The following is a 21,580-nucleotide window of genomic DNA, read 5'->3' as shown; positions in this document are numbered from 1 at the left end:
AGGAGCAAGGGATGGGCAGTGATACTATTCTGACGATTGGGCTGTTTCTGGCAGTCTTTTCGGTGCCGGCTTTCTTGTCGGCACTGTCTGATGGTCGTTCAACAAGAGCGGCGTCCCTTTGCATTATTTTGGCCGGTATTGCGGTGGTTAGCGCGGTCTCAACCAAACCCGGCGGTTATACAGCGGATGAGATTCCCCGGGTTGTGATCGACCAGATTGCAAGTCTCATCAGATAGCCCCAAAAAACATAGCCGAATCCTCTTGCGGGATTGGCAATCCGGGCGTATACGGCGCCTCTATCCGCGCGTCCGGCTGAGTGGCATGCCGAGTCGCGTTTGTACCGACGACTATGAAGGAGACGGAAATGCCTAAGATGAAGACCAAATCGAGCGCCAAAAAGCGCTTTAAAGTGACAGCAAGCGGCAAGGTCAAAGCAGGCCAAGCAGGTAAGCGTCACGGTATGATCAAGCGCACCAACAAATTCCTGCGCGACGCACGCGGCACGACAACTCTGTCTGCGCCAGATGCGAAGATCGTTAAATCATACATGCCGTACGCACGCTAAGGAGCTCTGAACTATGTCCCGCGTTAAAGGTGGTACCGTAACCCACGCCCGTCACAAGAAAATCGTCAAGCAAGCGAAAGGCTACTACGGCCGTCGCAAGAATACCTTCAAGGTAGCGTCCCAGGCGGTTGATAAAGCAAACCAGTACGCAACACGCGACCGTAAGAATCGTAAGCGTAATTTCCGCGCACTGTGGATCCAGCGTATCAACGCAGCTGTTCGTGCACATGACGAAGCACTGACATATTCCAAATTCATCAACGGCCTGAACCTGGCTGGCATCGAAGTGGACCGTAAGGTTCTGGCGGATCTCGCCGTACACGAGCCAGAAGCGTTCAACGCAATCGTTGACCAAGCTAAAGGCGCGCTGGCAGCGTAAGCTGACCCATCGCACTGAAGTTCCGACGCCGCGCTGAATAAGCGCGGCGTTTTTCGTTGGTACTACTGGGTTTTCATCCCGTATACATCGCGGCGTGAAGGGCTGAGGGCTGATGGATCACAAGAGCTTTGTAAAGGAGATGGATCGCGATCACCTCGCTGCATTGATGCAGCGACGGGATGCGCCTGGTCTTTTGCACCTTGCGGGTCACGTCGCGATGATCGTCTTCGGCGGCGTTTGGATCATGCAGGGCTGGTTTCTATGGCCGCTGGTGCTGATCTGGCAGGGTATCGCAATCAGCTTTCTGTTTACGCTGGAACACGAAGCCACCCACAAAACCCCGTTTAAAACCGGCTGGCTGAACGAATGGGCCGGATCGATCTCTGGGTTTCTGATCCTGCAGCCCTTCTTTTGGTTCCGTTATTTTCATCTGGCGCACCATCGCTACACCAATATTCCGGGGAAAGACCCGGAGCTGGTCACGGGCTACAAGCCTGAAACCCGGAAGGACTTCTTCTGGTACCTGACCGCATTGCCGTATTGGAACGGCATGATACGTCAGATCAAACGCAATGCGCAGGGCAAACGGTTCCGCGACTACGTGCCAGAGAGCGCCTATTCGAAAGTCATCCGCGAAGGGTGGGTCATCAGCCTGCTCTATGCGCTGTCTCTTGTTTCACTGCTATTTACGGATCTGCTCTTTTGGGTCTGGATGTTGCCGACATTCTTAGGGATGCCGTTTCTAAGGCTCTACCTTTTGGCAGAACATGGCCGCTGCGCCTTTGTTTCGGATATGTTTGAGAATACCCGGACGACCTATACGACACGGCTGGTACGCTTCATCGCGTGGAACATGCCTTACCATGTGGAGCATCACACAATCCCGGCGGTGCCGTTTCACAATTTGCCAACTTTGCACGACGACATCAAAGGCCATCACAAGGTAACGTCGGACGGATACACCGCTTTTGCGAAAGAGTTTGTTGAGAGCGCGAAGCCTCAGTAAAGCGCTTCGTACGGCACTTAAGGTGTGACTGTATCCACTCTGGGGCCAATCACGATTGGCAAAAATCGGATCACGAACAGTCCGAAACCACAAATCCACAGCGATGAACTCGCCTGCAACAGCAGGTCAGAGAAGGTCAGCCCGGCAAGGATGCGCAGGACGGCAGAGACGATAACCATGCCGAGAAAGACTGCTTCCATCGGGTGTGATTTCAATTTGCGTCCGGTGTGTCCCAACGAGGCGCGCGTCATCACGGTGAGGGTCATCACCCCGATGGCACCGGCAGTCAAAGCGTGCAGCCCAGCCGTGGGCTGTATCTCAGGCACCATGATCGCAAGCGCCAAAAGCAGCATGCCCAGCGGCATAAACCCATATCCAACATGAAGGGAAACCAACAAAGGCTCTCGCCATGTCATTGCCGACCGCCAGCGCGCCAGTCGCAGGACGTGCAACAGGCCCGTAAGAGCTAACACTGGCGCAGTTACCCAAACATCAGGATGCAATGCCCAGAGGGTAAGGGCTGGAGCTGTGGCGATCAGTACCAGACCGTCAAATCTATTAAATGCAGGTGGAATGGCGTCGGCGCCCTGCGCTTTCAGCCAATTCCTCGTGAACATAGGGACGATGCGACCGCCGATAATGCTGATCAACAGGATCAAAGCCACAATACCAAATCGTGCACTTCCGCTCTGGCTCGCAAGCCCGTCGCCGATGGCCTGCCAGTGAAAGGCGAGATTGGCAAAAGCGAAAGTGGCAACAACGGCTACCACAAGGAAGTTCCTGCGGTTGTTGGCTGCAATCAACTCGCGTGCGCTAACCACGCACAATGCGATCGGAAAGCTGACGTCGATCAAAGCTGCCAAGATAGGTGACGTCGAAGGCAGCCAAAAGACGGCAGCCCGACCGGTCACCCAAATGCCGGTCAGCAGTGCCAATGATGTTCCTTTCACCGCTTCGCGCCCTGTCCAGTTGGGGATAGCCGTCAGCAAAAAGCCGGCCAAAGCCGCGCTGCCATAACCAAACACCATTTCATGCACATGCCAGTCCAGCGCCACCCAGGGGTGATCGAAAGTCGTGAGCCCGCTCGATATGGCAATCCAAAGCAAGACACAAAGCGCCGACCAGATGGCACCGAGCAAGAACATCGGGCGGAAGCCGGCGGAAAAGAAATGAGAGAGCATAGGCAGCCTTAAGTCAGAAAACGGGTCGATTGTCGGTGGCGATATGGCTTCCGGTGCGCACTATATGGTTTGCCCGTCAGAATTGCACTTTGTCATACATCAAGATGGGCCAACGATCTTGCACCTCGCGCCACGACTCGTTAGCAGGGGACGACAAATTTGGAGGCCTCGATGGACGATCTCAGAGACAAGTATATCGGTCTGATTGCAGATGCTGCAGATGAAGCAGCCATCGAAGAGCTGCGCGTGCAGGCGGTTGGCAAAAAAGGCGAAGTCGCCCTGAAAATGCGCGAGTTGGGCAAGATGAGCCCGGAAGAGCGCCAGGTCATGGGCCCAAAGCTGAATGCACTGAAAGATGAGATCAACTCTGCGCTGTCCGCCAAGAAGGCAGCACTTGCGGATGCGGCTCTGGAAGAGCGCCTGAAAACAGAATGGCTCGACGTGACCCTGCCGGGTCGTGGCCGTCGTCAGGGCAGCATTCACCCGATTTCTCAGGTGACTGAAGAAGTCACCGCGATCTTTGCCGATATGGGTTTCGCCGTGGCCGAAGGCCCGCAGATCGAAACCGATTGGTATAACTTCGACGCGCTGAACATTCCGGGCCACCACCCGGCACGCGCCGAGATGGACACTTTCTACACACACCGCGCCGAAGGCGATAATCGCCCGCCGCATGTGCTGCGAACGCATACCTCTCCGGTGCAGATCCGCTCCATGGAGAAACTCGGCGCGCCGATCCGCATCATCTGTCCGGGTCGCGTCTATCGCGCGGACTATGACCAGACACACACACCGATGTTCCACCAGATCGAAGGTCTGGCTTTGGACAAAGACATCTCGATGGCGAACCTGAAGTGGGTTCTGGAAGAGTTCTTCACAGCCTTCTTCGGCACCTCCGTGAAAACCCGTTTCCGCTCTTCGCACTTCCCGTTCGTTGAGCCAGGCGCAGAAGTCGACATCCAGTGCAGCTGGGAAAATGGCTCCGTGAAAGTGGGCGAGGGCGACGATTGGCTCGAAGTTCTGGGCTCTGGCATGGTGCACCCGAAAGTCCTTCAGGCTGGCGGCATTGATCCGAATGAATACCAAGGCTTTGCCTTTGGCATCGGCATCGACCGTCTGGCCATGCTGAAATACGGCATCCCGGACCTGCGCGCCTTCTTCGACAGCGATCTGCGCTGGCTGCGCCACTACGGCTTTGCGTCTCTGGACCAGCCGACACTGCATGGCGGCCTGACCCGCTGATTGCCTTCAACCGAAATTGACTGACGGAACAGACCGATGAAATTCACTCTCTCTTGGTTGAAAGATCACCTGGACACCGACGCAAGCCTTGATGACATCCTCTATGCCCTGACCGACCTTGGTCTGGAGGTGGAAGAGGTTCACAATCCTGCCGACCGTCTGAAAGAATTTACCATCGCGAAGGTTCTGCATGCGGAGAAACACCCGGATGCGGACAAGCTGAAAGTCTGTCAGGTGATGACGGACGAAGGCGAGAGCCAGATCGTCTGCGGCGCGCCAAACGCGCGTGAAGGCATCACCGTGGTTCTGTGTAAGCCGGGCAGCTACATTCCAGGGCTGGATATTACCATCAAGGTCGGCAACATCCGAGGCGTGGAAAGCCACGGCATGATGGCGTCTGAGCGTGAGCTGGAACTGTCTGACGAACACAACGGTATCATCGAATTGCCATCCGGCGAGGTGGGTGAGAAGTTTGTCGATTGGCTGGCGGCCAATGATCCGGCGAAAGTCGACCCTGTGATTGAAATCGCCATCACTCCAAACCGTCCGGACGCTCTGGGTGTGCGGGGCATTGCGCTTGATCTGGCAGCACGTGGTCTAGGCACCATGAAGCCAGCCAAAACCGCAGATGTGACCGGCAACGGCCCGAGCCCGATCACCATTTCCATCGACGAAGATACCCGTGAAAACGGCTGTCATGTCTTCGGTGGTCGCCTGATCAAAGGTGTGAAAAACGGCCCATCTCCGAAGTGGCTGCAGGAGCGTCTGGAAGCGATTGGTCTGCGTCCGATCTCTGCCCTTGTGGATATCACCAACTTTTTCACCTTTGACCGCAACCGTCCTCTACATGTCTTTGACGCAGACAAGGTCAAAGGCAACCTGCGTGTACACCGCGCGGTAGGTGGCGAGACCCTCGTGGGTTTGGATGAAAAAGAATACACCTTCTCTGCAGGTCAGGTTGTGATCTCTGACGATGAAGGCATCGAGAGCATCGGTGGTATCATGGGTGGTCTGGCGACAGGCTGTACGGGTGAGACAACCAACGTCTTTCTTGAGGCCGCTGTCTGGGACCACATTCAGATCGCGATGACTGGCCGGGCTCTGAAAATCAACTCCGATGCGCGTTACCGCAACGAACGCGGCATCGACCCTGCTTTCAATATGGAAGCACTGGACCTTGCCACTGCGATGATCATGGAACTCTGTGGCGGCGAACCGACTGAGGTTGTGGTTGCTGGCGAAGTGCCTGACGTGAGCCGCGCCTATAAGCTCGATACAGATCGGGTTCAGTCTCTGGTGGGTATGGAAATTCCAGCTGAGCAACAGCGTAAGACGCTGGAAGCGCTGGGTTTTGTGCTGGAAGGCGACATGGCGCATGTGCCGTCTTGGCGTCCTGATGTGTTGGGCGAAGCTGACCTTGTGGAAGAAGTCGCGCGTATGGCGTCTCTGACGAAGCTCGAAGGCAAGCCATTGGCACGCGCAACCGCAGGTGTGCCGCAGCAAATCCTGACACCGCTGCAAAAGCGCGAACAGATCGGTCGCCGCACCACCGCGTCGCTCGGCTACAACGAATGTGTCACCTATTCCTTCATCGACAAGAAATCCGCGACGCTCTTTGGCGGTGGCGATGACGCGACAATGCTGGAGAACCCGATCTCCAGCGAGATGAGCCACATGCGCCCAGACCTTCTGCCGGGCCTCCTGCAAGCCGCGGCGCGCAATCAGGCGCGTGGCTTCATGGATATGGCGCTCTTTGAAGCGGGCGCGGCTTTCCAAGGTGGCGAACCGGGTGAGCAGCACCTGCAGATCTCTGGTCTTTTGGTTGGCCGCACTGTTGGCAAAGACGTGCACGGCGAAAGCCGAGGTGTAGACCTGTTTGATGCCAAAGCAGATGCCGAAGCTGTTCTGGCGGCGCTTGGCGCGCCAGCCAAGGTGCAGATCCTGCGTGGCGGCGACGCTTGGTGGCATCCTGGCCGTCATGGCCGTGTTTGCCTGGGGCCAAAGAAAACACTGGCAGTGTTCGGTGAAGTGCATCCGAAAATTCTGGAAGAAATGGACGTTAAAGGCCCTGCTGTGGCTTTCACGATCTACCCGGAAGAAATCCCAATGCCGCGTAAATCGTCTGCAACTCGTCCGGCGCTTAAACTGCGCGATCTACAGGCGGTCGAACGTGACTTTGCCTTTGTCGTTGACGCCTCTGTCGAGGCCCTGACGCTGGTCAATGCAGCCGCTGGTGCGGAAAAAGAGCTGATCGAAAGCGTGCGCGTCTTTGATGAGTTCAAGGGCGAAAAAGCTGAAGCGCAAATGGGCGAAGGTAAGAAATCTATCGCCGTTACGGTGCGCCTGCAGCCAACCGACAAAACGCTGAAAGAGAAAGATATCGAGGCGGTTGCTGCTAAGATCATCGAAAAAGTCAGCAAGGCGACTGGCGGCACTCTGCGCGGCTAAGGCGCTGAAAGTTAATCTGAAAAGCCCTCCGGTTTCCGGGGGGCTTTTTTCGTTTGATCTTGTTTGCTATGAGGTTGTCGTTCGGGTTGTTTTGGCCTGCATTCGGCTGTGACACGGAATTGGTGGTATACTCGACCCATTCACCAGCAAGGGAGATGGATCATGGAAGCGACCAAGATCTCAGAATATGCCCGTGCGCTCTATAGTGTTCATGGCGACAAGGCCGAAGCAGAAGCTGCGCAAAAAGCACGGGAGAGTGAAGATGCAGGCAATGCGCCAGAAGCTGAAACCTGGCGCTCGATACAACGTGCGATCTCGCAATTGCGTGGGCCCTACGTAAGCTGATTGCCTTTTGCGAAGGTTAGCCTTTGCGCGATAGAAATTCAGCGAGCATGTCATAAACCAGTCGAATGCGTCGGCTGGTGTGAAGCTCGCGGTGCGTTACCAACCAGGTTGGAAAGACGATTGGCTCAACATCCGGCAACAGTTTGACCATCTCCGGCGCCACGTCGCCGACCGTTGCCCCCATGACGGAAACGCCAAAACCTTCGCGGCAAAGTTGCCAGGCTACCAGTCCGTTTTTTGATCCGATCCGAATGTTTTTCTCGGTCAGATTGATGCCCAGCGGTTCCATGAAGCCAATCATTTCCTGCTTGTCGCCAAAGGAAATGAAATCGAAATTCTCAAGGTCTTTTAAATCCTTAGGCTGGCCATGATTTTGAACGTAGCTCTTGCTGGCATAGAAATAGGCTTTGGGTTCCGCTACCAAACGCGCAATCAGATCAGGTTGTTCAGGGCGCACATGGCGGATGGCAATATCCGCCTCGCGACGCATGATGTCCTGAATGTCATTGGCTGCGATGATGTCGATGGATAGATCCGGGGCTACTTCCCTTAAATCCTTCAGGACTTCGGGCAGAAGATAGGCCGAGAAGACGTCTGCCGCAGTGATCCGGATTTCACCATCAATGGCTTGTGATTGCCCGGTCGCGACTAGCGAAATCTTGTTGGCGGCCAGCCCCATCTCCTTCGTATGTTCCAGCATTTCAACACCTGCCCCTGTCAGTTCGAGCGTGCGCCCCACGCGCTCAAACAACATGACACCAAGCTCTTCTTCCAGCGCCGCAACCTGGCGGCTGAGAGTGGGTTGCGTCAAGCCAAGCTCGCGCGCGGCCGCGCTGAGAGACCCTGTTTCCGCTGTCGCAAGGAAGGCGCGGATATGGTTCCAGTCGGGTTGGTGTGGTGTAGCATTCATGCATTTACGTATAAGCAAACTGCGAATTTCGGCAATTCCTAATGTTTTGCGTATTTGTATTCTACGCCCAGAAAATGACACAGCGGTCACCTTGGGTGATCCACTCCAAGAGGACAAAACCATGGGCAACGCAGAGGCGTTTTGGGATGGCATTGCGGGGAAATACGCGAAGTCTCCGATTAAGAACCAGGAGGGCTATGAATATACCCTGAACCGGACACGGAGCTATTTGAAGGCCGATGACAAGGTCCTGGAGATCGGCGCTGGGACAGGGTCTACGGCTCTGCTTCTGGCCGAAGGGGTTGCAGAGATAACGGCGACTGACCTGTCAGATAAAATGTTGGACGTCGGGCGCGAGAAAGCTTGGAATGATGGTATCAGCAACATCTCGTTTGAACGCTGCTCAGCAGAGGAGTTGCCAAAAGGGCCATTTGATGCGGTCCTGGCGCATAACTTACTTCATTTAGTTGAGGATTTGCCCGGTGCATTGAAGGCTGCTTATGACGCGTTGCGTCCGGGGGGTGTTTTTATCTCTAAGACCTTCGTGAAGCCGACCAAAGGCTTCCATTTTAAATATCGCATGATGCGCCTCGTGCTTCCGGTGCTACAGAAGCTTGGCAAAGCCCCATTTGTTGGCATGTATTCGGTCGAGGAATTTGATGCAGAGATCGAACGCGCAGGCTTTCAGATAATTGAAGCGGGTCACTATCCTGCGAAGGAAGCCCGCCGCTATATCGTCGCCCGGAAACGCTGATCCAGACTTGGTGGTGGACGCGCTTTGGCATTGTGTGAATAGTGCCTCCGAATAATGGAGGCATCTCATGACCCTAAAAGTGTATCTATCCGGGGAAATTCACACCGATTGGCGGGAGCAAATCATCGAAGGGGCCAAGGGGCTGGATGTGGTGTTTGACGCGCCGGTCACAGATCACGATGCGAGCGATGATTGTGGAGTACGCATCTTGGGTGCTGAGGATCAAAAGTTCTGGCACGATCACAAAGGCGCAAAGCTGAATGCTATTCGGACACGAAAAGCCATTGCTGACGCGGATGTTGTCGTCGTGCGTTTCGGTGAGAAATACAAACAGTGGAATGCCGCATTTGATGCGGGTTACGCCTCCGCTTTGGGTAAATCCCTCATCATCCTGCACGGAGCGGATCACCAGCATGCTTTAAAAGAAGTTGATGCTGCGGCTCTGGCCGTTGCAGAGGAACCCAGTCAAGTCGTTCAAATGCTGCGTTATATTTTGACGGGTGCTTTGCCAGCCTAATACCGCGGCGGGTCGGAGCGGGCAATTATTTGCCCGCTTCCTCACCCGCCACATATCAACTGTTGTGCTGCTGCGATCAGCCCTCGCGAGGTGGGATGTTGGAGCCTTTCACAACCGAAGGCCGTGCGTTGAACCGCTCGATATAGTTCTGAACATTTGGCAGATCATGCAGCCCCACAAGCTCATCCGCTTGATAGAAATGCAGGCCTTTGAGCCAAGGAACGATGGCCACATCTGCGATTGAAAAGAAATCTCCGGCGATCCAATCCTGACCACTCAGCTGCTTTTCGATCACCGCGAGCAGGCGTTTGGCTTCGTTGACATAGCGTTCACGCGGACGCGGGTCTTCAATCTCGCTGCCTGCGAATTTCACGAAGAAGCCGATCTGGCCAAACATCGGGCCAACACCACCCATCTGGAACATCAGCCATTGGATGGCCTTGGCTTTATCCGCCGCAGTTTCCCCTATCAGCTTGCCAGATTTTTCTGCCAGATAGATTAGGATCGCTCCACTTTCAAAAAGGCCAAGAGGTTCGCCATCAGGTCCATTCGGATCAATGATCGCAGGGATTTTGTTGTTTGGGTTCAAGCTCAGGAATTCTGGGCTCCGCACATCCGCATCCGCCAGGGTCACTCGATGCGCTTCGTAGGGGATGCCCATCTCTTCCAGTGCAATGGCCACCTTAACACCATTTGGGGTTGGGAAGCTAAAAAGCTGCAGTACATCAGGGTTTTGAACAGGCCATTTTTTGGTAATTGGAAAGGCTGAAAGGTCGGTCATTGTGGTTTCCTTGCTTCGGTTACGGGGAAGATATGATGAAATTCCCGTCGTTTTAGTCGCTTTTACGTGCGTTTATGGGCAGGGTTGTGTGCAGTGGCGCAGAGTGAATGCTTTGCACACATGTTAAGGGGACAAGAGGGAACGCAATATGTTGCAAGAGTTCAAAGATTTTATCGCCAAGGGCAATGTGATGGACATGGCCGTTGGTATCATCATCGGTGCGGCTTTCACCGCAATCGTGAAATCCATGGTGGGTGATTTGATCAATCCGATCATTGGCCTGTTCATGGGCGGGGTCGACTTTACCAATAGCTATCTGGTGCTGTCTGGCGAAGTGGCTGCGGGTGCATCGCTGGAAGCGGCGCGAGAAGCAGGCGCGGCTGTGTTTGCACATGGTGCCTTCATCATGGCTGTCATCAACTTCTTGATCATTGCCTTTGTGGTCTTCATGCTGGTGCGCTACGTGAACAAGGTGAAAGAAGCTGCGGAATCCAAAGAAGAGGAAGCGCCAGCCGAGGAGGCTCCAGCTGGTCCAAGCGAGCTGGATGTTCTTCTTGAAATCCGCGACGCTTTGAAGAAGTAGTTCAACCAGACGCCGTTTGGGCTTGAATTTGGGCCGAGTAGATAACGCTCGGCCCTTTATAATGAAAAGGTGAGTTATGGAATTCCTCTTGGAATTTGCGCAGGGACAGGCTGGATTGGTGACCAATGCAGTCAAAGCGCTTTTGGTTTTGGTGGTGGGTTGGACGCTCGCCGGGCTTGTGTCACGCCTGATCCGCCGGAAGGTGCTGTCCAGTGAATCTCTAGACGATACTATCGGAAGCTTCATTGCTTCCATTGCCCGTTGGGTGATTTTGCTGATCGTTGCCGTGGCGGTACTTGGAATCTTTGGGATCGAAGCCACGAGTCTTGTGGCCATATTGGGTGCGGCGACTCTCGCCATAGGTATGGCGCTGCAGGGAACGCTATCTGACTTGGCGGCGGGTTTCATGTTGATCATCTTCCGCCCTTATAAGCTGGGGCAATTCGTGGATATCGCGGGCTCTGCGGGCACGGTGAAAGATATCAATCTCTTCGTGACCGAGCTTGCGACCGCGGACAACGTGCAGATCATTGTGCCAAATGGTCAGGCCTGGGGTGCAGTAATCACTAACTTCTCCCATCATGCGACCCGCCGATGCGATTTGGTCTTTGGAATCGACTACGGTGATGACATTGAAAAGGCGAAATCCATCATCTTAAACCTTGCGAATAACGATGCTCGGGTGATGTCTGACCCAGAACCTTGGGTTCGTGTGACAAATTTGGGTGACAGCTCTGTTGACATCACGGCCAGACTTTGGTGCTCTGCCGAAGATTTTTGGGAATTGAAGTTTGGAATGACCCAGGCGGTCAAAGAAGCCTTCGATAAAGATGGGATTTCAATCCCTTACCCACACACGGTGGAAATCAAGCGCGAAGCTTGATCCACTATGAGGGCGGGCCTTTGAGGGGAGGCCCGCCCGCTTTCCTTACATCAGGACAATGCGAGAAGAGCCGGTGTCTTTGCGCATCTGATGCACATGGGCGATCTCAGGATCATTTATCCAACCCAAAGCGGCGTCACGATCCTCAAACTGCAATATCACAGTTACATTTGGGGCAGGGCCGTCGCCCTCGATCACTTGGGCCTCTCCCGAAACAGCCAGTGGCTTTACGCCGTGTTTGGCCATCGCTGGGCCTGCGGCTTCGCGATAGATTGCAAGTTTGTCCTGATCTTCGACGGATAAGGTGACAAGTGCATATGCGGTCATTTCTGTGCTCCTGTGTTGTTTGCCGCCAACCTACGTGCGCGCCTTTTGATCAAAAATGATCATTGTTGCGTAACTTATGTGCGATTACTATCAGGTGATGCTGGACTGGAATGATTTGAGATTTGTGCTCGAAACAGCGCGTCATGGCGGGACGAGCGGGGCTGCGAGGTCACTCGGGGTCAACCATGCGACCGTCGCACGCCGGATATCGGCAGCTGAAAAAGCCCTTGGTGCGCGGCTGTTTGATCGGCTTCCAAGTGGGTATGTGCCCACCGATGCGGGTCATGACGCGGTTCAAACCGCCGAGCAGATGGAGGCCATGCAGGCTGACCTTGATCGGCAGATTGGCGCGCGGGACACGGAATTGCGTGGACTGCTCCGTGTCACGGCTTCGCAGCTTTTGATCCAATGCTGCCTTGCACCTATTCTGCGGGATTTCTCAGATCTCTATCCTGAGATTGATCTGCAGCTGATGGCTACAAATACATCTTTGAATCTCGCGCAGAGGGAAGCGGACGTGGCGATCCGTTTCTCTAGAAATCCTCCTGATACTCTCGTTGGGCGGAGATTGTTTGAGCAGCGAGGCTCGGTTTATGCATCACGCAGCTATTTGGAGCGCGACAAGGGCGATCAAACTCCGCTTGATTGGATACGCTTTGCGCATTGGCCGGGGCCACCCGCGGAAATTAAAGCGGTGCGTGAATTGCGCCCACGCTTGACCGTGGATGACATGACTGCCGCCATTGGGGCTGTTCGGGCCGGTATAGGCGCCACTCGCATGGCCTGTTTCTTGGGTGACAGCGACCCTGAGCTTGCGCGCGTACCCGGCATGCCGGTTTTTAACCAACTGCCATTGTGGGTGCTGACCCATGCTGACCTCAAAGATGTTCCACGCATTCGGGTCTTTTTGGATTTTGTTGCAGCCCGACTAAACGCGCTGCAACCGCTTTTTAAGGGTGAATGCCCACAGGATTAGGCCAGGTCGTCTTTGCCTTCGATGAGAAAGTGGAATGACTGAGATCCAGCGGTTCGCGCGGCCAAATGTGGCGCGTACTCCTGGTCCGCCATGAACCCTTCTGCGGCTTCCTTTGATGGCCATTCGATGACGATGCGAAGCGCTGCAGGAGTGTCATCCCCTTCAAGTTGCGAGTGGTTTGCCGTGCGTGCCAAGTATTTGCCGCCATATTGAGCAACCAAGCGATTTGCTGGTTCCAGATAATCCGGAATCCATTCGTCGGTGGTTGGGGTAACTGCGAGTACAGAATAGTAAGCCAAATTAGATGTCCTTTTTCCTCCGCGGTATTGCGGTTATGCGAACATATTGAATAGATTGGCGTTATAAATGGCGTGAAAGTACAATCAGAATTCGGAAATTGGATATAATGGATACGGACGCTCTGAGGTTATTCATTCTAGCGGCTGAAAAGCTAAACATCAGCGCGGCAGGGAAATCGCTTGGCCTTGCGCCAGCTGTATCCAGCGCACGGTTGGCGAAACTGGAAAACAGCCTTGGAATTGAATTGCTGCATCGCACCACACGTAAGGTTGCCTTATCACTGGAAGGAGCCAACTTTCTACCTTTCGCGAGGGAAATCATTGCTCAGGAAGATGCCGCCCGCGCAGCGCTTGGTATTGGTAAAGTTGACATAAAAGGCACGCTGAGGTTTGCTGCTTCAAGCAGCTTTGCACAGCTCTACATCGCACCTGTGTTGCCAAAGTTTCTTATCCAATGGCCTGATGTGTCTTTAGACCTGCGTTTCTCAGATACCGAACAGGATTTGTTGGAAGGCAGCTTCGATTTAGCGCTCCGAAATACAAAACCAAAGGACTCTAGTCTGAAGGGGCGCAAGCTTGCAGATGACCACAGAATTCTTTGCGCTGCTACCTCCTACCTGGATGAACGTGGCCGGCCCGAGTCCATCGAAGACTTAGCCGAGCATGACCTGATTGTTTTCAAAAGCTGGGAAACCCGCCCGCTACGGGATCGGAGCGGAGCCGAGGCGGGTCAGTTCCCACCCCCTGATGCAAGAAGGCGAATATTGATTGATGACGGAACCAGTCAAAAGGTCGTCACCTTGGCAGGGGCGGGGATTTCGGCAAATGCCTTGTGGAGTATCAGCTCAGAATTGAAGTCTGGTCAGTTGGAGCAGGTTTTACCCAACCATCGTATCGATGACGGAGCGGTGCTTTGGTTGGTTTTCCCAAAAAGCAACGTGCTGTCACCAAAAGTGCGTATCTTCATGGATTTCCTGATTGCAGAAATCGGAAGGGCGCCGCCTTGGGAAAGCAAATAGAGGCGCCCGTAAGCGCCCCTATTTGATGTTTAGGCCTTAAGTGCGAGGCTCGGTGCCAGCACATCGATGCCGAGGGCTTTGCCAACCGCGTAATAGGTCAGCTGACCCGCGTGCACGTTCAGACCGTTCAGCAGGTGAGGGTCATCCTCACAGGCCTGCCGCCAGCCCTTGTCCGCCAAGGAAAGCATAAATGGCAGCGTGGCGTTCCCCAGAGCCTGAGTTGATGTGCGTGCCACTGCTCCCGGCATGTTTGCCACACAGTAGTGCATGATGCCGTCTACTTCGTAGATCGGATCAGCGTGCGTGGTGGCTTTAGAGGTTTCAAAGCACCCACCTTGGTCAATCGCCACGTCCACCAAAACTGCGCCTGGTTTCATCTCGGAAAGCTGCGCGCGCGAGATGAGCTTTGGAGCAGCTGCACCCGGGATCAGGACTGCACCGATCACCATATCTGCTTCGCGGACCAACTCTGCAGTTGCGCCAGCGGTGGAGTATTGGTTCTTGAAAGTGCCGCCAAAGACGTCATCGAGATATTTGAGGCGAGGTAGAGAACGGTCCAGTACGGTTACGTCTGCGCCCATGCCTGCTGCGATTTTCGCAGCATGGGTCCCAACAACGCCGCCGCCGATCACAACAACTTTAGCAGGGGCAACACCCGGTACGCCGCCCATCAGGACGCCGCGGCCACCGTTGGCCTTTTGCAGAGTATATGCGCCGACCTGTGGTGCCAGCCGACCAGCCACTTCAGACATTGGCGCCAGCAAAGGCAGGCCGCCGCGATCGTCGGTTACTGTCTCATATGCAATGGCAGTACAGCCGCTTTCCAGAAGGTCATGTGTTTGCTCTGGGTCCGGTGCGAGATGCAGGTAGGTGAACAAGAGCTGGCCTTCGCGCAGCATCTTGCGTTCCACCGCTTGAGGCTCCTTTACCTTCACGATCATGTCCGCAGTCGCAAAGATTTCTTCCGCCGTATCAAGTATCACCGCACCAGCTGCGTGATAGTCCTGATCTGTGAAACCCGCACCCATGCCAGCACCGCGTTGGATCACAACATCATGGCCGTGGTTGACTGCTTCACGAGCAGCGTCTGGTGTCATACCGACGCGAAACTCTTGTGGTTTTATTTCTGTTGGGCAACCGATTTTCATTTTGCTTTTCCCTGTTAAATCGATGGGACCATCATCCAACAGTGAGTAAAAAATTTGCTGCTTTTTTGAGCAGAATGAAAACATGCATTTCGAAGAATCTTCGTATAATGTCGAAAAATGTGCAAAAGGTTTCGGATATATGTCACTTGATAACACAGATCGTCGCATTTTGAAGGTGCTTCAAAAACGGGGGCGAATCTCAAACGCTGAGCTTTCAGAGGCTGTGAACCTCTCGCCATCCGCCTGTCACAGACGTGTGCATCGCCTGGAGAAGGACGGCTATATTCGCGACTACGTCGCCTTGCTTGACGCGCGCAAAATGCGGGTCCCAACCACAGTCTTTGTGGAAATCACACTCTCTGGGCAGGCAGACGAGGTGCTTGAGTCATTTGAGAAAGCCGTCGCGCGCATTCCTGACGTCTTGGAATGTCATCTGATGGCTGGCACGGCGGACTACATTCTAAAGGTTGTCGCAGAAAACACCGAAGATTTTGCGCGTATTCACCGTCAATATCTCGCACGCCTGCCAGGCGTCGCGCAGATGCAGAGCTCTTTCGCGCTGCGCACTGTCTTCAAAACAACGGCTCTGCCAGTCTGAATAGTATGAATTAGGATGTGGAGGGCCAAATCTGTTTAGCCCTCCAATTCGATTAGTCGGCTGCAGCCAACTTATCTTGTGTCTTTGTATCGAAATCGCTGGCGTCATGGCGTTCATGAAGCTGCATCTCAGGTTCGCCGAAAGGTCGGTTGACCATGCGTCCGCGCAGCACAGCCGGACGCGCATCGATCATCTTCGCCCAGCGCATCACATGCGTGTAGCTCTCGGCATCCAGAAACTCCGCGGCATTATAAAGCCGGTTGAGCAAAAGCTGCCCGTACCATGGCCAGATCGCTATATCCGCGATCGTGTACTCTTCTCCGGCAATATATGTGTTCTCAGCCAACTGGCGATCCAACACATCAAGCTGGCGCTTGGTTTCCATGGCAAAGCGATCGATCGGATATTGCCATTTCTCAGGCGCGTAAGCGTAGAAGTGACCAAAGCCTCCGCCCAAATATGGAGCGCTGCCCATTTGCCAGAAGAGCCAATTCATTGTCTCTGTGCGCTTCGCGGGATCTTTTGGCAGAAAGGCCCCAAACTTCCCAGCAAGATAGAGCAGGATTGATCCTGACTCAAAAACGCGAGAGCCGGTCTCGGTGTCCTTCAAAGCGGGGATTTTTGAATTCGGATTGATCTCGACAAACCCGCTGCCGAATTGATCTCCTTCGCCAATGTTGATCAACCATGCATCATATTCTGCGCCTTTGTGGCCAGCTGCCAGCAGTTCCTCCAGCATGACAGTCACTTTGACCCCATTTGGGGTCGCGAGTGAGTGAAGCTGCAGCGGGTGCTTGCCGATTGGAAGCTCTTTGTCGTGTGTGGCTCCTGCGATTGGACGGTTGATGCTGGCGAACTCCCCGCCATTTCCTTGTTCCCAAACCCAAACTTTGGGAGGGACATACGTATTGTCTGTCATGACGGCTATCCTGCTAACTCATTTGCGGTCGTAGGTTAGCGAAGTAAGCGCCAAGGTAAATGGCGCCTACTCAGATCACACGAAGTTGACCTAACTTTCTCAGGCTGGGGCGGGTTCGATCTGACGAGCAGCAAGTTCTTTATCGAGAACCTGTAGGTTCCAGGGGTCATTCTGAGCGGCGCGTGTTTGGATTAGCAGATTGCGGAAGCTGTCTTCCTCCTCAACTTGTTCATCTAAAAACCAGTTCAACAGAGATTGAGCCGCATAGTCTTTGGCGTCAGAGGCCAGCCCATAAAGTGCATGGATTTGAGCTGAAACGCTTTGCTCCATGGCAAGGGCGGTTTCGATCGCCTCGATAGGTCCTGAAAAAGCTTGCTTGGGCGCGTCAATGGAAGTGAGCGTTACATCTGCATCGCGTTTCACGACGAAGTCATAAAACTTCATCGCGTGCTGGGTTTCCTCAGTGGATTGCGCGCGGAACCATTGCGCAAAGCCTGGAAGATCAATTGAATCAAAATAAGCCGCCATTGCCAGATAGTTGTGCGCGGCAGAAAGCTCTGCATTGACCTGATTGTTTAGAGCCTGCGCGAGATCGGGTTTCAACTGCATGTTCATTCCTTCAAATATGTTGGGTGCTGGCGGCGGCTTGCTCTTACTAATTTAGAATAATTCTAAAATGGATCAAGATGGGTTAAAGACAAAAAGAAACCCCCAAGGCGAACCTTGGGGGTTATCTATTCTCTGTGTCCAAAGCTGGATCTGCTTAGAGCAAACCTTCGCGCTGGGCTTTCTTACGTGCCAGTTTACGGGCACGGCGGATCGCTTCAGCTTTCTCACGCGCTTTTTTCTCAGACGGCTTCTCGAAATGTTGCTTGAGCTTCATTTCACGGAAGACACCTTCACGCTGCAGCTTTTTCTTCAGGGCACGAAGCGCCTGATCGACGTTGTTGTCGCGAACACTAACCTGCATGTGGTTTTCACCACCTTTCTAAGTTGAAGTTGCAATAAAGATTGCAGGAGCTCGCCCTATAGCAAAGGCGATTTGATCTGTCTAGTATGCCCGCGAACCAGCAGGAGAGCCTCATGAGCGAAGAAATTAAGGGTCGTTTGATCGAATCGGCGCTGCCACATGTGGCCTTTGACGGCTGGGGAGAGGCGACTTTTAAGGCTGCGATCAGCGATTCCGGTGTGGAACCAATTGTCGCAAAGGCGGTTTGCCCTAGAGGCGCGGTCGACTTGGCAGCGGCCTTCCATAAGCAGGGTGATGCGCAGATGGTCAAAGCGCTCGCTGAGGCGGAATTGGATGACATGCGGTTCCGAGATCGTATCGCCCATGCAGTGAAGTTGCGCCTTCAATTGATTGAAGACAAAGAAGTGGTGCGTCGTGGGTCTACGCTTTTTGCGCTGCCAAAATATGCCGGCACCGGCTCTCAATTGATCTGGGGCACGGCTGACGTCATTTGGACTGCGCTAGGTGATACCTCTGATGACATCAATTGGTATTCCAAACGTGCAACCCTCAGCGCGGTTTATGGCGCTACGGTTCTGTATTGGCTGGGAGACGATAGTGAAGGGCATGAAGCCACCTGGGCTTTCCTTGACCGACGTATCGAGAATGTCATGCAATTTGAGAAAGCCAAAGCTGCGTTTAGCAAGAGCCCCTTTGGCAAGGTATTTGCGGGCCCCATTGAGGCGCTATCCAGAGTGAAAGCGCCAACTCACGCAACCAATATGCCGGGACGCTGGCGCTAATCGAAATCTAACAAGAAAGCGGAGACGTTCATGAGCGAAGCCATGCGCGCAATCGAAATTTCTGAGCCGGGAGGCCCAGAGGTTCTACAACTCAGCGAGCAGCCGGTGCCAATGCCGGGTGCGGGCGAAGTTCTGATCAAAGTGGCCTATGCTGGTGTGAACCGCCCAGATGCGTTGCAGCGCGCGGGGCTCTACCGCCCACCGCCCTCTGCGAGCCCATTGCCGGGCCTTGAGGCCTCCGGTTTGATTGCCGCCGTCGGACCAAATGTCACTGAGTGGCAAGAAGGTGACGAGGTTTGTGCCTTGCTGCCGGGCGGTGGCTATGCGGAATACGTTCTGACCCCAGCAGCACATTGTTTGCCTGTACCTAAGGGCATGGCGCTGCGTGAAGCAGCCTGTTTGCCCGAAACTTTCTTCACCGTTTGGAGCAATGTCTTTGATCGCGCTGGCTTGAAAGCAGGCGAAAAGTTCCTCGTGCACGGCGGAAGTTCTGGCATTGGGACGACAGCAATTCAGTTGGCCAGTGCTATGGGAGCGCGTGTCTTCGCAACTGCGGGATCTGATGAAAAATGTGAAGTGTGCCGTAAACTTGGGGCTGAGCAGGCGATCAACTATCGCGAGGGTGACTTCGTCGAGGTGATGAAGGCCGAAGGTGGCGCAAACGTGATCCTTGATATGGTTGGTGGTGACTACCTCCCGCGCAACGTGAAAGCTCTGGCCACAGAAGGGCGCCTCGTTCAGATCGCTTTCCTGCAAGGACCAAAGGTGGAGCTGAACTTTGCACAGGTCATGCTGCGTCGATTGACGATCACGGGTTCGACGCTCCGCCCTCAAAGCGATTTTGCAAAGGCAAAGATTGCAGAGAAGCTACGGGCTCACGTTTGGCCTTTGCTGGACGCAGGCCGGATCGCTCCGGTGATTGATTCCGAATACCCGCTTGAGGAAGCGTCCAGTGCGCATGCGCGAATGGAAACCAATGCGCATATCGGGAAAATTGTGCTGAAGGTCTGATCGGGGAGGGGGCTTTGCCCCCGAGTGAACTGGTACAGTCTCCCCCAGAGTATTTTTACAAAGATGAATGGCAGGTTGAGGATATCAGCCTGCCGTTCGCTCGTTTAAGTTCGGAACCAGCCGAGGCGCTGGAACAGGAGCCAATCAAGGATCAAAGCGACGATCAAAGATGCGCCGACCAATGGCAAAAGTACCGACAAGAAGATCACCAAGATGATCATCATCGGACTGAGTGCAGCTTCAGGTGCATGCGGTACACCAAGCTTGCCTGCTGGCCGACGTTTCCACCAAGCAACAAAGCCGGTGATCGCCAAGACAAACGCCAAAATGGCCGCCATGGTATTCTGGATCAGGTTCACGCGGCCGTAGAGTTCCCCTTGGTGAAATGAGATACCCAAAGATACTGCTTTGGCGACTGGCGGGTTTTCCGAGAAATTGAACCGCCTTAGGATATCACCGCTGTATTGATCCACGATCAGTTCGGATTGCTCAAAACGATTGCTGCTGGCAGAGCGAACCCAGAATGCAGCCCTTTCATTGCGCGGTGGCCGCATTTCATATGGCGCTTTCAGGCCTTCCGCCTTGGCAATGGCAAAGACCTCTTCATAAGCGATTTGCGTGCCTTCGGAGGCTGTGGAATTCGGCGCAGAACGGCTGAACCTTAGGGATTGCGATTTTTGTCCTGTTTCGCTTTGCACGTAAGATAGTCCGCCGCCCCAAACGTCCGTCCAAGGTAGGCCGGTAATCAGTATTGGCACAACAAGAACGGTTGCAAGCAGCCCCGTGAAAAGATGCGTTTCGCGCCACCAGCTGCGGCCGTGTTTTGGGGATCCCTTCGGTGGCCGAATAGCTTGTTTCAAGCTTCGGTTACCGCGCGGCCACCACAAGTAGGCGCCTGTGATGAACATGACGATGGCCCAGTGCGCCGAAAGCTCAACGAATTTCGTGCCGAATTTTCCTAACAGCAATTCGCCGTGGAATTTCTTGAGCAACCGCATCACGGTTTCATCTCTCGCGACTGCGCCAAGAACTTCTCCTGTGTAGGGGTTCACCCAGGCATATGAGCGAACCTTTTGGCTATCATTGAACTCGAGAAAAGTGCTGCGCGATGGGTCATCAAAGCTGGTCACGCCACGTAGCCGTGTGATGCCAGAGTGTTCCTTAAGCGCAGCAATTTGTGACGCTAAGGGGAGTGCCGGACCGGCGACCTCCACATGCATACGGTCTTCATAAAGCCAGTTTTCGATTTGGGGTTTGTACAGATAGATGCCGCCGGTGATGGCCAACATGGTCATGAAAGGCAGAACATAAAGAGAGGCCAGAAAGTGCCATTTCCAGACAAGACGGTAGAAGGCTCCTCCGGTCGTATGAGACGCGGATGGAGCCGGTGCAGTTGCATCGGTCATTTAGATTATTCCTATGTAGATCTGAGGGTTGAGTGTGTTCAGATCGACGTAGGAGGCGCGCGCGTTGGCGCGTGAGGAGAGAAGTTTAGCGTAGCCAGCTGCCAGTTTTCCTTAATGGAAAACGCTTTGTGGAAGCTTGCCGCAAGGATGTGCCAATAAGGCGATTCAGCCTGATCCACTTGCGTGACGTCAGAGAGTGTACAATGCGCCTCTCCAATTTCTTCGGTGTTCAGAGGTTCACCATCCGGGCCAAGCGTGACAGAGATATATTCGCTTCCAGTACAGATAATCACTGTTTCAACGCCAGGGATGAATTCAACCAAAACAGCAGAGATACGCGGCAGCGTCAGCGCGATGATCAAAAAGATCAGCGCCGCGTAGCGTTCATAAATCTGGAAATAGGTTCGAAAACGGGTCACTGGCATCGCACAATTAGTTGCTGGCGTTTTACGTGGGTCACGAAAAAACTCAATGCGCAGAATGCCTCAGTGGGGAAATCTAATTTGCAGGGGTTGAATTTTGTATCAAATG

The 21,580-nt window shown here is 54.1% G+C and carries 27 protein-coding genes; 16 read left to right on the top strand and 11 right to left on the bottom strand.

What is annotated here, in order from left to right; translation table 11 throughout:
* The first annotated feature begins 11 nt into the window (after positions 1–11).
* The 4 genes from M0D42_RS11965 to M0D42_RS11950 all read left to right on the top strand — a co-directional run bounded on the left by M0D42_RS11965 (position 12) and on the right by M0D42_RS11950 (position 1,950).
* A complete protein-coding gene (locus tag M0D42_RS11965; RefSeq protein ID WP_265018840.1) occupies positions 12–236 on the top strand; it encodes a hypothetical protein in 225 nt (74 codons plus the stop codon).
* Between the two features lie 128 nt (positions 237–364).
* Positions 365–565: a 50S ribosomal protein L35 gene (rpmI, locus tag M0D42_RS11960; RefSeq protein WP_072793070.1), complete on the top strand. Its 201-nt coding sequence runs from the start codon at positions 365–367 to the stop codon at positions 563–565.
* A 13-nt stretch (positions 566–578) separates the two neighbouring features.
* Positions 579–944, top strand: a complete 366-nt coding sequence (gene rplT / locus M0D42_RS11955) for a 50S ribosomal protein L20 (protein ID WP_265018839.1) — start codon at positions 579–581, stop codon at positions 942–944.
* 112 nt (positions 945–1,056) lie between these two features.
* Complete coding sequence (locus tag M0D42_RS11950) at positions 1,057–1,950, top strand: fatty acid desaturase (RefSeq protein ID WP_265018838.1); 894 nt, start codon at positions 1,057–1,059, stop codon at positions 1,948–1,950.
* Between the two features lie 17 nt (positions 1,951–1,967).
* Here M0D42_RS11950 and M0D42_RS11945 read toward each other — a convergent pair whose 3' ends face one another.
* Entirely contained in the window at positions 1,968–3,131 is a 1,164-nt protein-coding gene (locus tag M0D42_RS11945; RefSeq protein ID WP_265018837.1) for an NnrS family protein, read from the bottom strand.
* A 171-nt stretch (positions 3,132–3,302) separates the two neighbouring features.
* Between M0D42_RS11945 and pheS the strand changes: the two genes are divergently transcribed.
* The 3 genes from pheS (at position 3,303) to M0D42_RS11930 (ending at position 7,166) form a co-directional block, all read left to right on the top strand.
* Entirely contained in the window at positions 3,303–4,373 is a 1,071-nt protein-coding gene (gene pheS / locus M0D42_RS11940) for a phenylalanine--tRNA ligase subunit alpha (protein ID WP_265018836.1), read from the top strand.
* Between the two features lie 36 nt (positions 4,374–4,409).
* Positions 4,410–6,821 carry a phenylalanine--tRNA ligase subunit beta gene (pheT, locus tag M0D42_RS11935; RefSeq protein WP_265018835.1) on the top strand — a complete coding sequence of 804 codons (2,412 nt, stop codon included), beginning with the start codon at positions 4,410–4,412 and terminating at the stop codon, positions 6,819–6,821.
* A gap of 162 nt (positions 6,822–6,983) precedes the next feature.
* Positions 6,984–7,166, top strand: a complete 183-nt coding sequence (locus tag M0D42_RS11930; protein ID WP_265018834.1) for a hypothetical protein — start codon at positions 6,984–6,986, stop codon at positions 7,164–7,166.
* 16 nt (positions 7,167–7,182) lie between these two features.
* Here M0D42_RS11930 and M0D42_RS11925 read toward each other — a convergent pair whose 3' ends face one another.
* Positions 7,183–8,076, bottom strand: coding sequence for a LysR family transcriptional regulator (locus tag M0D42_RS11925; RefSeq protein WP_265018833.1), 894 nt, complete (start codon positions 8,074–8,076; stop codon positions 7,183–7,185).
* Here M0D42_RS11925 and M0D42_RS11920 point away from each other — a divergent pair.
* Together M0D42_RS11920 and M0D42_RS11915 are read left to right on the top strand one after the other, a co-directional pair.
* Complete coding sequence (locus tag M0D42_RS11920; RefSeq protein ID WP_265018832.1) at positions 8,075–8,830, top strand: class I SAM-dependent methyltransferase; 756 nt, start codon at positions 8,075–8,077, stop codon at positions 8,828–8,830. The two genes, M0D42_RS11925 and M0D42_RS11920, sit on opposite strands and share 2 nt — an antisense overlap.
* Before the next feature lie 67 nt (positions 8,831–8,897).
* Entirely contained in the window at positions 8,898–9,347 is a 450-nt protein-coding gene (locus tag M0D42_RS11915; RefSeq protein ID WP_265018831.1) for a YtoQ family protein, read from the top strand.
* Between the two features lie 76 nt (positions 9,348–9,423).
* Here the strand turns inward: M0D42_RS11915 and M0D42_RS11910 are convergent, their stop codons facing one another.
* Positions 9,424–10,128 carry a glutathione S-transferase family protein gene (locus M0D42_RS11910; protein ID WP_265018830.1) on the bottom strand — a complete coding sequence of 235 codons (705 nt, stop codon included), beginning with the start codon at positions 10,126–10,128 and terminating at the stop codon, positions 9,424–9,426.
* A gap of 148 nt (positions 10,129–10,276) precedes the next feature.
* Here M0D42_RS11910 and mscL point away from each other — a divergent pair, with 148 nt between their 5' ends.
* Both mscL and M0D42_RS11900 read left to right on the top strand, forming a co-directional pair.
* On the top strand, positions 10,277–10,711 hold the full coding sequence (mscL, locus tag M0D42_RS11905) for a large conductance mechanosensitive channel protein MscL (RefSeq protein ID WP_265018829.1): 435 nt from the start codon (positions 10,277–10,279) through the stop codon (positions 10,709–10,711).
* 76 nt (positions 10,712–10,787) lie between these two features.
* The gene (locus M0D42_RS11900) at positions 10,788–11,594 is read left to right on the top strand and encodes a mechanosensitive ion channel family protein (RefSeq protein ID WP_265018828.1); all 807 of its coding nucleotides are present in this window, start codon (positions 10,788–10,790) and stop codon (positions 11,592–11,594) included.
* A 45-nt stretch (positions 11,595–11,639) separates the two neighbouring features.
* Here M0D42_RS11900 and M0D42_RS11895 read toward each other — a convergent pair whose 3' ends face one another.
* Positions 11,640–11,921: a DUF1330 domain-containing protein gene (locus M0D42_RS11895; protein WP_265018827.1), complete on the bottom strand. Its 282-nt coding sequence runs from the start codon at positions 11,919–11,921 to the stop codon at positions 11,640–11,642.
* A gap of 76 nt (positions 11,922–11,997) precedes the next feature.
* On the opposite strand from M0D42_RS11895, the gene M0D42_RS11890 reads away from it, so the two are divergent.
* Complete coding sequence (locus M0D42_RS11890; protein WP_265018826.1) at positions 11,998–12,897, top strand: LysR family transcriptional regulator; 900 nt, start codon at positions 11,998–12,000, stop codon at positions 12,895–12,897.
* On the opposite strand, the gene M0D42_RS11885 is transcribed toward M0D42_RS11890, so the two are convergent.
* Positions 12,894–13,196, bottom strand: coding sequence for a DUF1330 domain-containing protein (locus tag M0D42_RS11885; protein WP_265018825.1), 303 nt, complete (start codon positions 13,194–13,196; stop codon positions 12,894–12,896). The two genes, M0D42_RS11890 and M0D42_RS11885, sit on opposite strands and share 4 nt — an antisense overlap.
* Positions 13,197–13,303: 107 nt before the next feature.
* Here M0D42_RS11885 and M0D42_RS11880 point away from each other — a divergent pair, with 107 nt between their 5' ends.
* Positions 13,304–14,215 carry a LysR family transcriptional regulator gene (locus M0D42_RS11880; protein ID WP_265018824.1) on the top strand — a complete coding sequence of 304 codons (912 nt, stop codon included), beginning with the start codon at positions 13,304–13,306 and terminating at the stop codon, positions 14,213–14,215.
* A 29-nt stretch (positions 14,216–14,244) separates the two neighbouring features.
* Here M0D42_RS11880 and ald read toward each other — a convergent pair whose 3' ends face one another.
* Positions 14,245–15,363: an alanine dehydrogenase gene (gene ald / locus M0D42_RS11875; RefSeq protein ID WP_265018823.1), complete on the bottom strand. Its 1,119-nt coding sequence runs from the start codon at positions 15,361–15,363 to the stop codon at positions 14,245–14,247.
* 139 nt (positions 15,364–15,502) lie between these two features.
* On the opposite strand from ald, the gene M0D42_RS11870 reads away from it, so the two are divergent.
* Positions 15,503–15,961, top strand: a complete 459-nt coding sequence (locus M0D42_RS11870) for an Lrp/AsnC family transcriptional regulator (RefSeq protein ID WP_265018822.1) — start codon at positions 15,503–15,505, stop codon at positions 15,959–15,961.
* A 52-nt stretch (positions 15,962–16,013) separates the two neighbouring features.
* On the opposite strand, the gene yghU is transcribed toward M0D42_RS11870, so the two are convergent.
* The 3 genes from yghU to rpsU all read right to left on the bottom strand — a co-directional run bounded on the left by yghU (position 16,014) and on the right by rpsU (position 17,850).
* Complete coding sequence (gene yghU / locus M0D42_RS11865) at positions 16,014–16,880, bottom strand: glutathione-dependent disulfide-bond oxidoreductase (protein WP_265018821.1); 867 nt, start codon at positions 16,878–16,880, stop codon at positions 16,014–16,016.
* Between the two features lie 99 nt (positions 16,881–16,979).
* A complete protein-coding gene (locus M0D42_RS11860; RefSeq protein ID WP_265018820.1) occupies positions 16,980–17,489 on the bottom strand; it encodes a ferritin in 510 nt (169 codons plus the stop codon).
* A 154-nt stretch (positions 17,490–17,643) separates the two neighbouring features.
* Complete coding sequence (rpsU, locus tag M0D42_RS11855; RefSeq protein WP_005614280.1) at positions 17,644–17,850, bottom strand: 30S ribosomal protein S21; 207 nt, start codon at positions 17,848–17,850, stop codon at positions 17,644–17,646.
* A 113-nt stretch (positions 17,851–17,963) separates the two neighbouring features.
* On the opposite strand from rpsU, the gene M0D42_RS11850 reads away from it, so the two are divergent.
* Together M0D42_RS11850 and M0D42_RS11845 are read left to right on the top strand one after the other, a co-directional pair.
* Complete coding sequence (locus M0D42_RS11850; protein ID WP_265018819.1) at positions 17,964–18,632, top strand: COQ9 family protein; 669 nt, start codon at positions 17,964–17,966, stop codon at positions 18,630–18,632.
* A gap of 30 nt (positions 18,633–18,662) precedes the next feature.
* Positions 18,663–19,643: an NAD(P)H-quinone oxidoreductase gene (locus M0D42_RS11845; RefSeq protein ID WP_265018818.1), complete on the top strand. Its 981-nt coding sequence runs from the start codon at positions 18,663–18,665 to the stop codon at positions 19,641–19,643.
* Positions 19,644–19,747: 104 nt separating this feature from the next.
* Here the strand turns inward: M0D42_RS11845 and M0D42_RS11840 are convergent, their stop codons facing one another.
* Entirely contained in the window at positions 19,748–21,049 is a 1,302-nt protein-coding gene (locus M0D42_RS11840; RefSeq protein ID WP_265018817.1) for a PepSY-associated TM helix domain-containing protein, read from the bottom strand.
* A gap of 38 nt (positions 21,050–21,087) precedes the next feature.
* Positions 21,088–21,468 carry a hypothetical protein gene (locus M0D42_RS11835; RefSeq protein ID WP_265018816.1) on the bottom strand — a complete coding sequence of 127 codons (381 nt, stop codon included), beginning with the start codon at positions 21,466–21,468 and terminating at the stop codon, positions 21,088–21,090.
* Positions 21,469–21,580 lie beyond the last annotated feature (112 nt).

The sequence above is a fragment of the Cognatishimia activa genome (assembly GCF_026016445.1).
GTDB classification, from domain to species: domain Bacteria; phylum Pseudomonadota; class Alphaproteobacteria; order Rhodobacterales; family Rhodobacteraceae; genus Cognatishimia; species Cognatishimia activa_B.
This window is presented reverse-complemented; position numbering and strand designations above follow the sequence as displayed.

Excerpts from the sequence above, each read along its gene's own strand:
- M0D42_RS11920 (WP_265018832.1), top strand. The coding sequence starts at position 8,075 with ATGCATTTACGTATAAGCAAACTGCGAATTTCGGCAATTCCTAATGTT.
- M0D42_RS11850 (WP_265018819.1), top strand. The coding sequence starts at position 17,964 with ATGAGCGAAGAAATTAAGGGTCGTTTGATCGAATCGGCGCTGCCACAT.
- M0D42_RS11845 (WP_265018818.1), top strand. The coding sequence starts at position 18,663 with ATGAGCGAAGCCATGCGCGCAATCGAAATTTCTGAGCCGGGAGGCCCA.
- rpmI (WP_072793070.1), top strand. The coding sequence starts at position 365 with ATGCCTAAGATGAAGACCAAATCGAGCGCCAAAAAGCGCTTTAAAGTG.
- M0D42_RS11965 (WP_265018840.1), top strand. The coding sequence starts at position 12 with ATGGGCAGTGATACTATTCTGACGATTGGGCTGTTTCTGGCAGTCTTT.
- M0D42_RS11895 (WP_265018827.1), bottom strand. The coding sequence starts at position 11,921 with ATGACCGCATATGCACTTGTCACCTTATCCGTCGAAGATCAGGACAAA.
- rpsU (WP_005614280.1), bottom strand. The coding sequence starts at position 17,850 with ATGCAGGTTAGTGTTCGCGACAACAACGTCGATCAGGCGCTTCGTGCC.
- M0D42_RS11910 (WP_265018830.1), bottom strand. The coding sequence starts at position 10,128 with ATGACCGACCTTTCAGCCTTTCCAATTACCAAAAAATGGCCTGTTCAA.
- mscL (WP_265018829.1), top strand. The coding sequence starts at position 10,277 with ATGTTGCAAGAGTTCAAAGATTTTATCGCCAAGGGCAATGTGATGGAC.
- M0D42_RS11915 (WP_265018831.1), top strand. The coding sequence starts at position 8,898 with ATGACCCTAAAAGTGTATCTATCCGGGGAAATTCACACCGATTGGCGG.
- M0D42_RS11880 (WP_265018824.1), top strand. The coding sequence starts at position 13,304 with ATGGATACGGACGCTCTGAGGTTATTCATTCTAGCGGCTGAAAAGCTA.
- pheS (WP_265018836.1), top strand. The coding sequence starts at position 3,303 with ATGGACGATCTCAGAGACAAGTATATCGGTCTGATTGCAGATGCTGCA.
- M0D42_RS11860 (WP_265018820.1), bottom strand. The coding sequence starts at position 17,489 with ATGCAGTTGAAACCCGATCTCGCGCAGGCTCTAAACAATCAGGTCAAT.
- rplT (WP_265018839.1), top strand. The coding sequence starts at position 579 with ATGTCCCGCGTTAAAGGTGGTACCGTAACCCACGCCCGTCACAAGAAA.
- M0D42_RS11840 (WP_265018817.1), bottom strand. The coding sequence starts at position 21,049 with ATGACCGATGCAACTGCACCGGCTCCATCCGCGTCTCATACGACCGGA.
- ald (WP_265018823.1), bottom strand. The coding sequence starts at position 15,363 with ATGAAAATCGGTTGCCCAACAGAAATAAAACCACAAGAGTTTCGCGTC.
- M0D42_RS11900 (WP_265018828.1), top strand. The coding sequence starts at position 10,788 with ATGGAATTCCTCTTGGAATTTGCGCAGGGACAGGCTGGATTGGTGACC.
- pheT (WP_265018835.1), top strand. The coding sequence starts at position 4,410 with ATGAAATTCACTCTCTCTTGGTTGAAAGATCACCTGGACACCGACGCA.
- M0D42_RS11925 (WP_265018833.1), bottom strand. The coding sequence starts at position 8,076 with ATGAATGCTACACCACACCAACCCGACTGGAACCATATCCGCGCCTTC.
- M0D42_RS11950 (WP_265018838.1), top strand. The coding sequence starts at position 1,057 with ATGGATCACAAGAGCTTTGTAAAGGAGATGGATCGCGATCACCTCGCT.
- yghU (WP_265018821.1), bottom strand. The coding sequence starts at position 16,880 with ATGACAGACAATACGTATGTCCCTCCCAAAGTTTGGGTTTGGGAACAA.
- M0D42_RS11890 (WP_265018826.1), top strand. The coding sequence starts at position 11,998 with ATGTGCGATTACTATCAGGTGATGCTGGACTGGAATGATTTGAGATTT.
- M0D42_RS11930 (WP_265018834.1), top strand. The coding sequence starts at position 6,984 with ATGGAAGCGACCAAGATCTCAGAATATGCCCGTGCGCTCTATAGTGTT.
- M0D42_RS11870 (WP_265018822.1), top strand. The coding sequence starts at position 15,503 with ATGTCACTTGATAACACAGATCGTCGCATTTTGAAGGTGCTTCAAAAA.
- M0D42_RS11945 (WP_265018837.1), bottom strand. The coding sequence starts at position 3,131 with ATGCTCTCTCATTTCTTTTCCGCCGGCTTCCGCCCGATGTTCTTGCTC.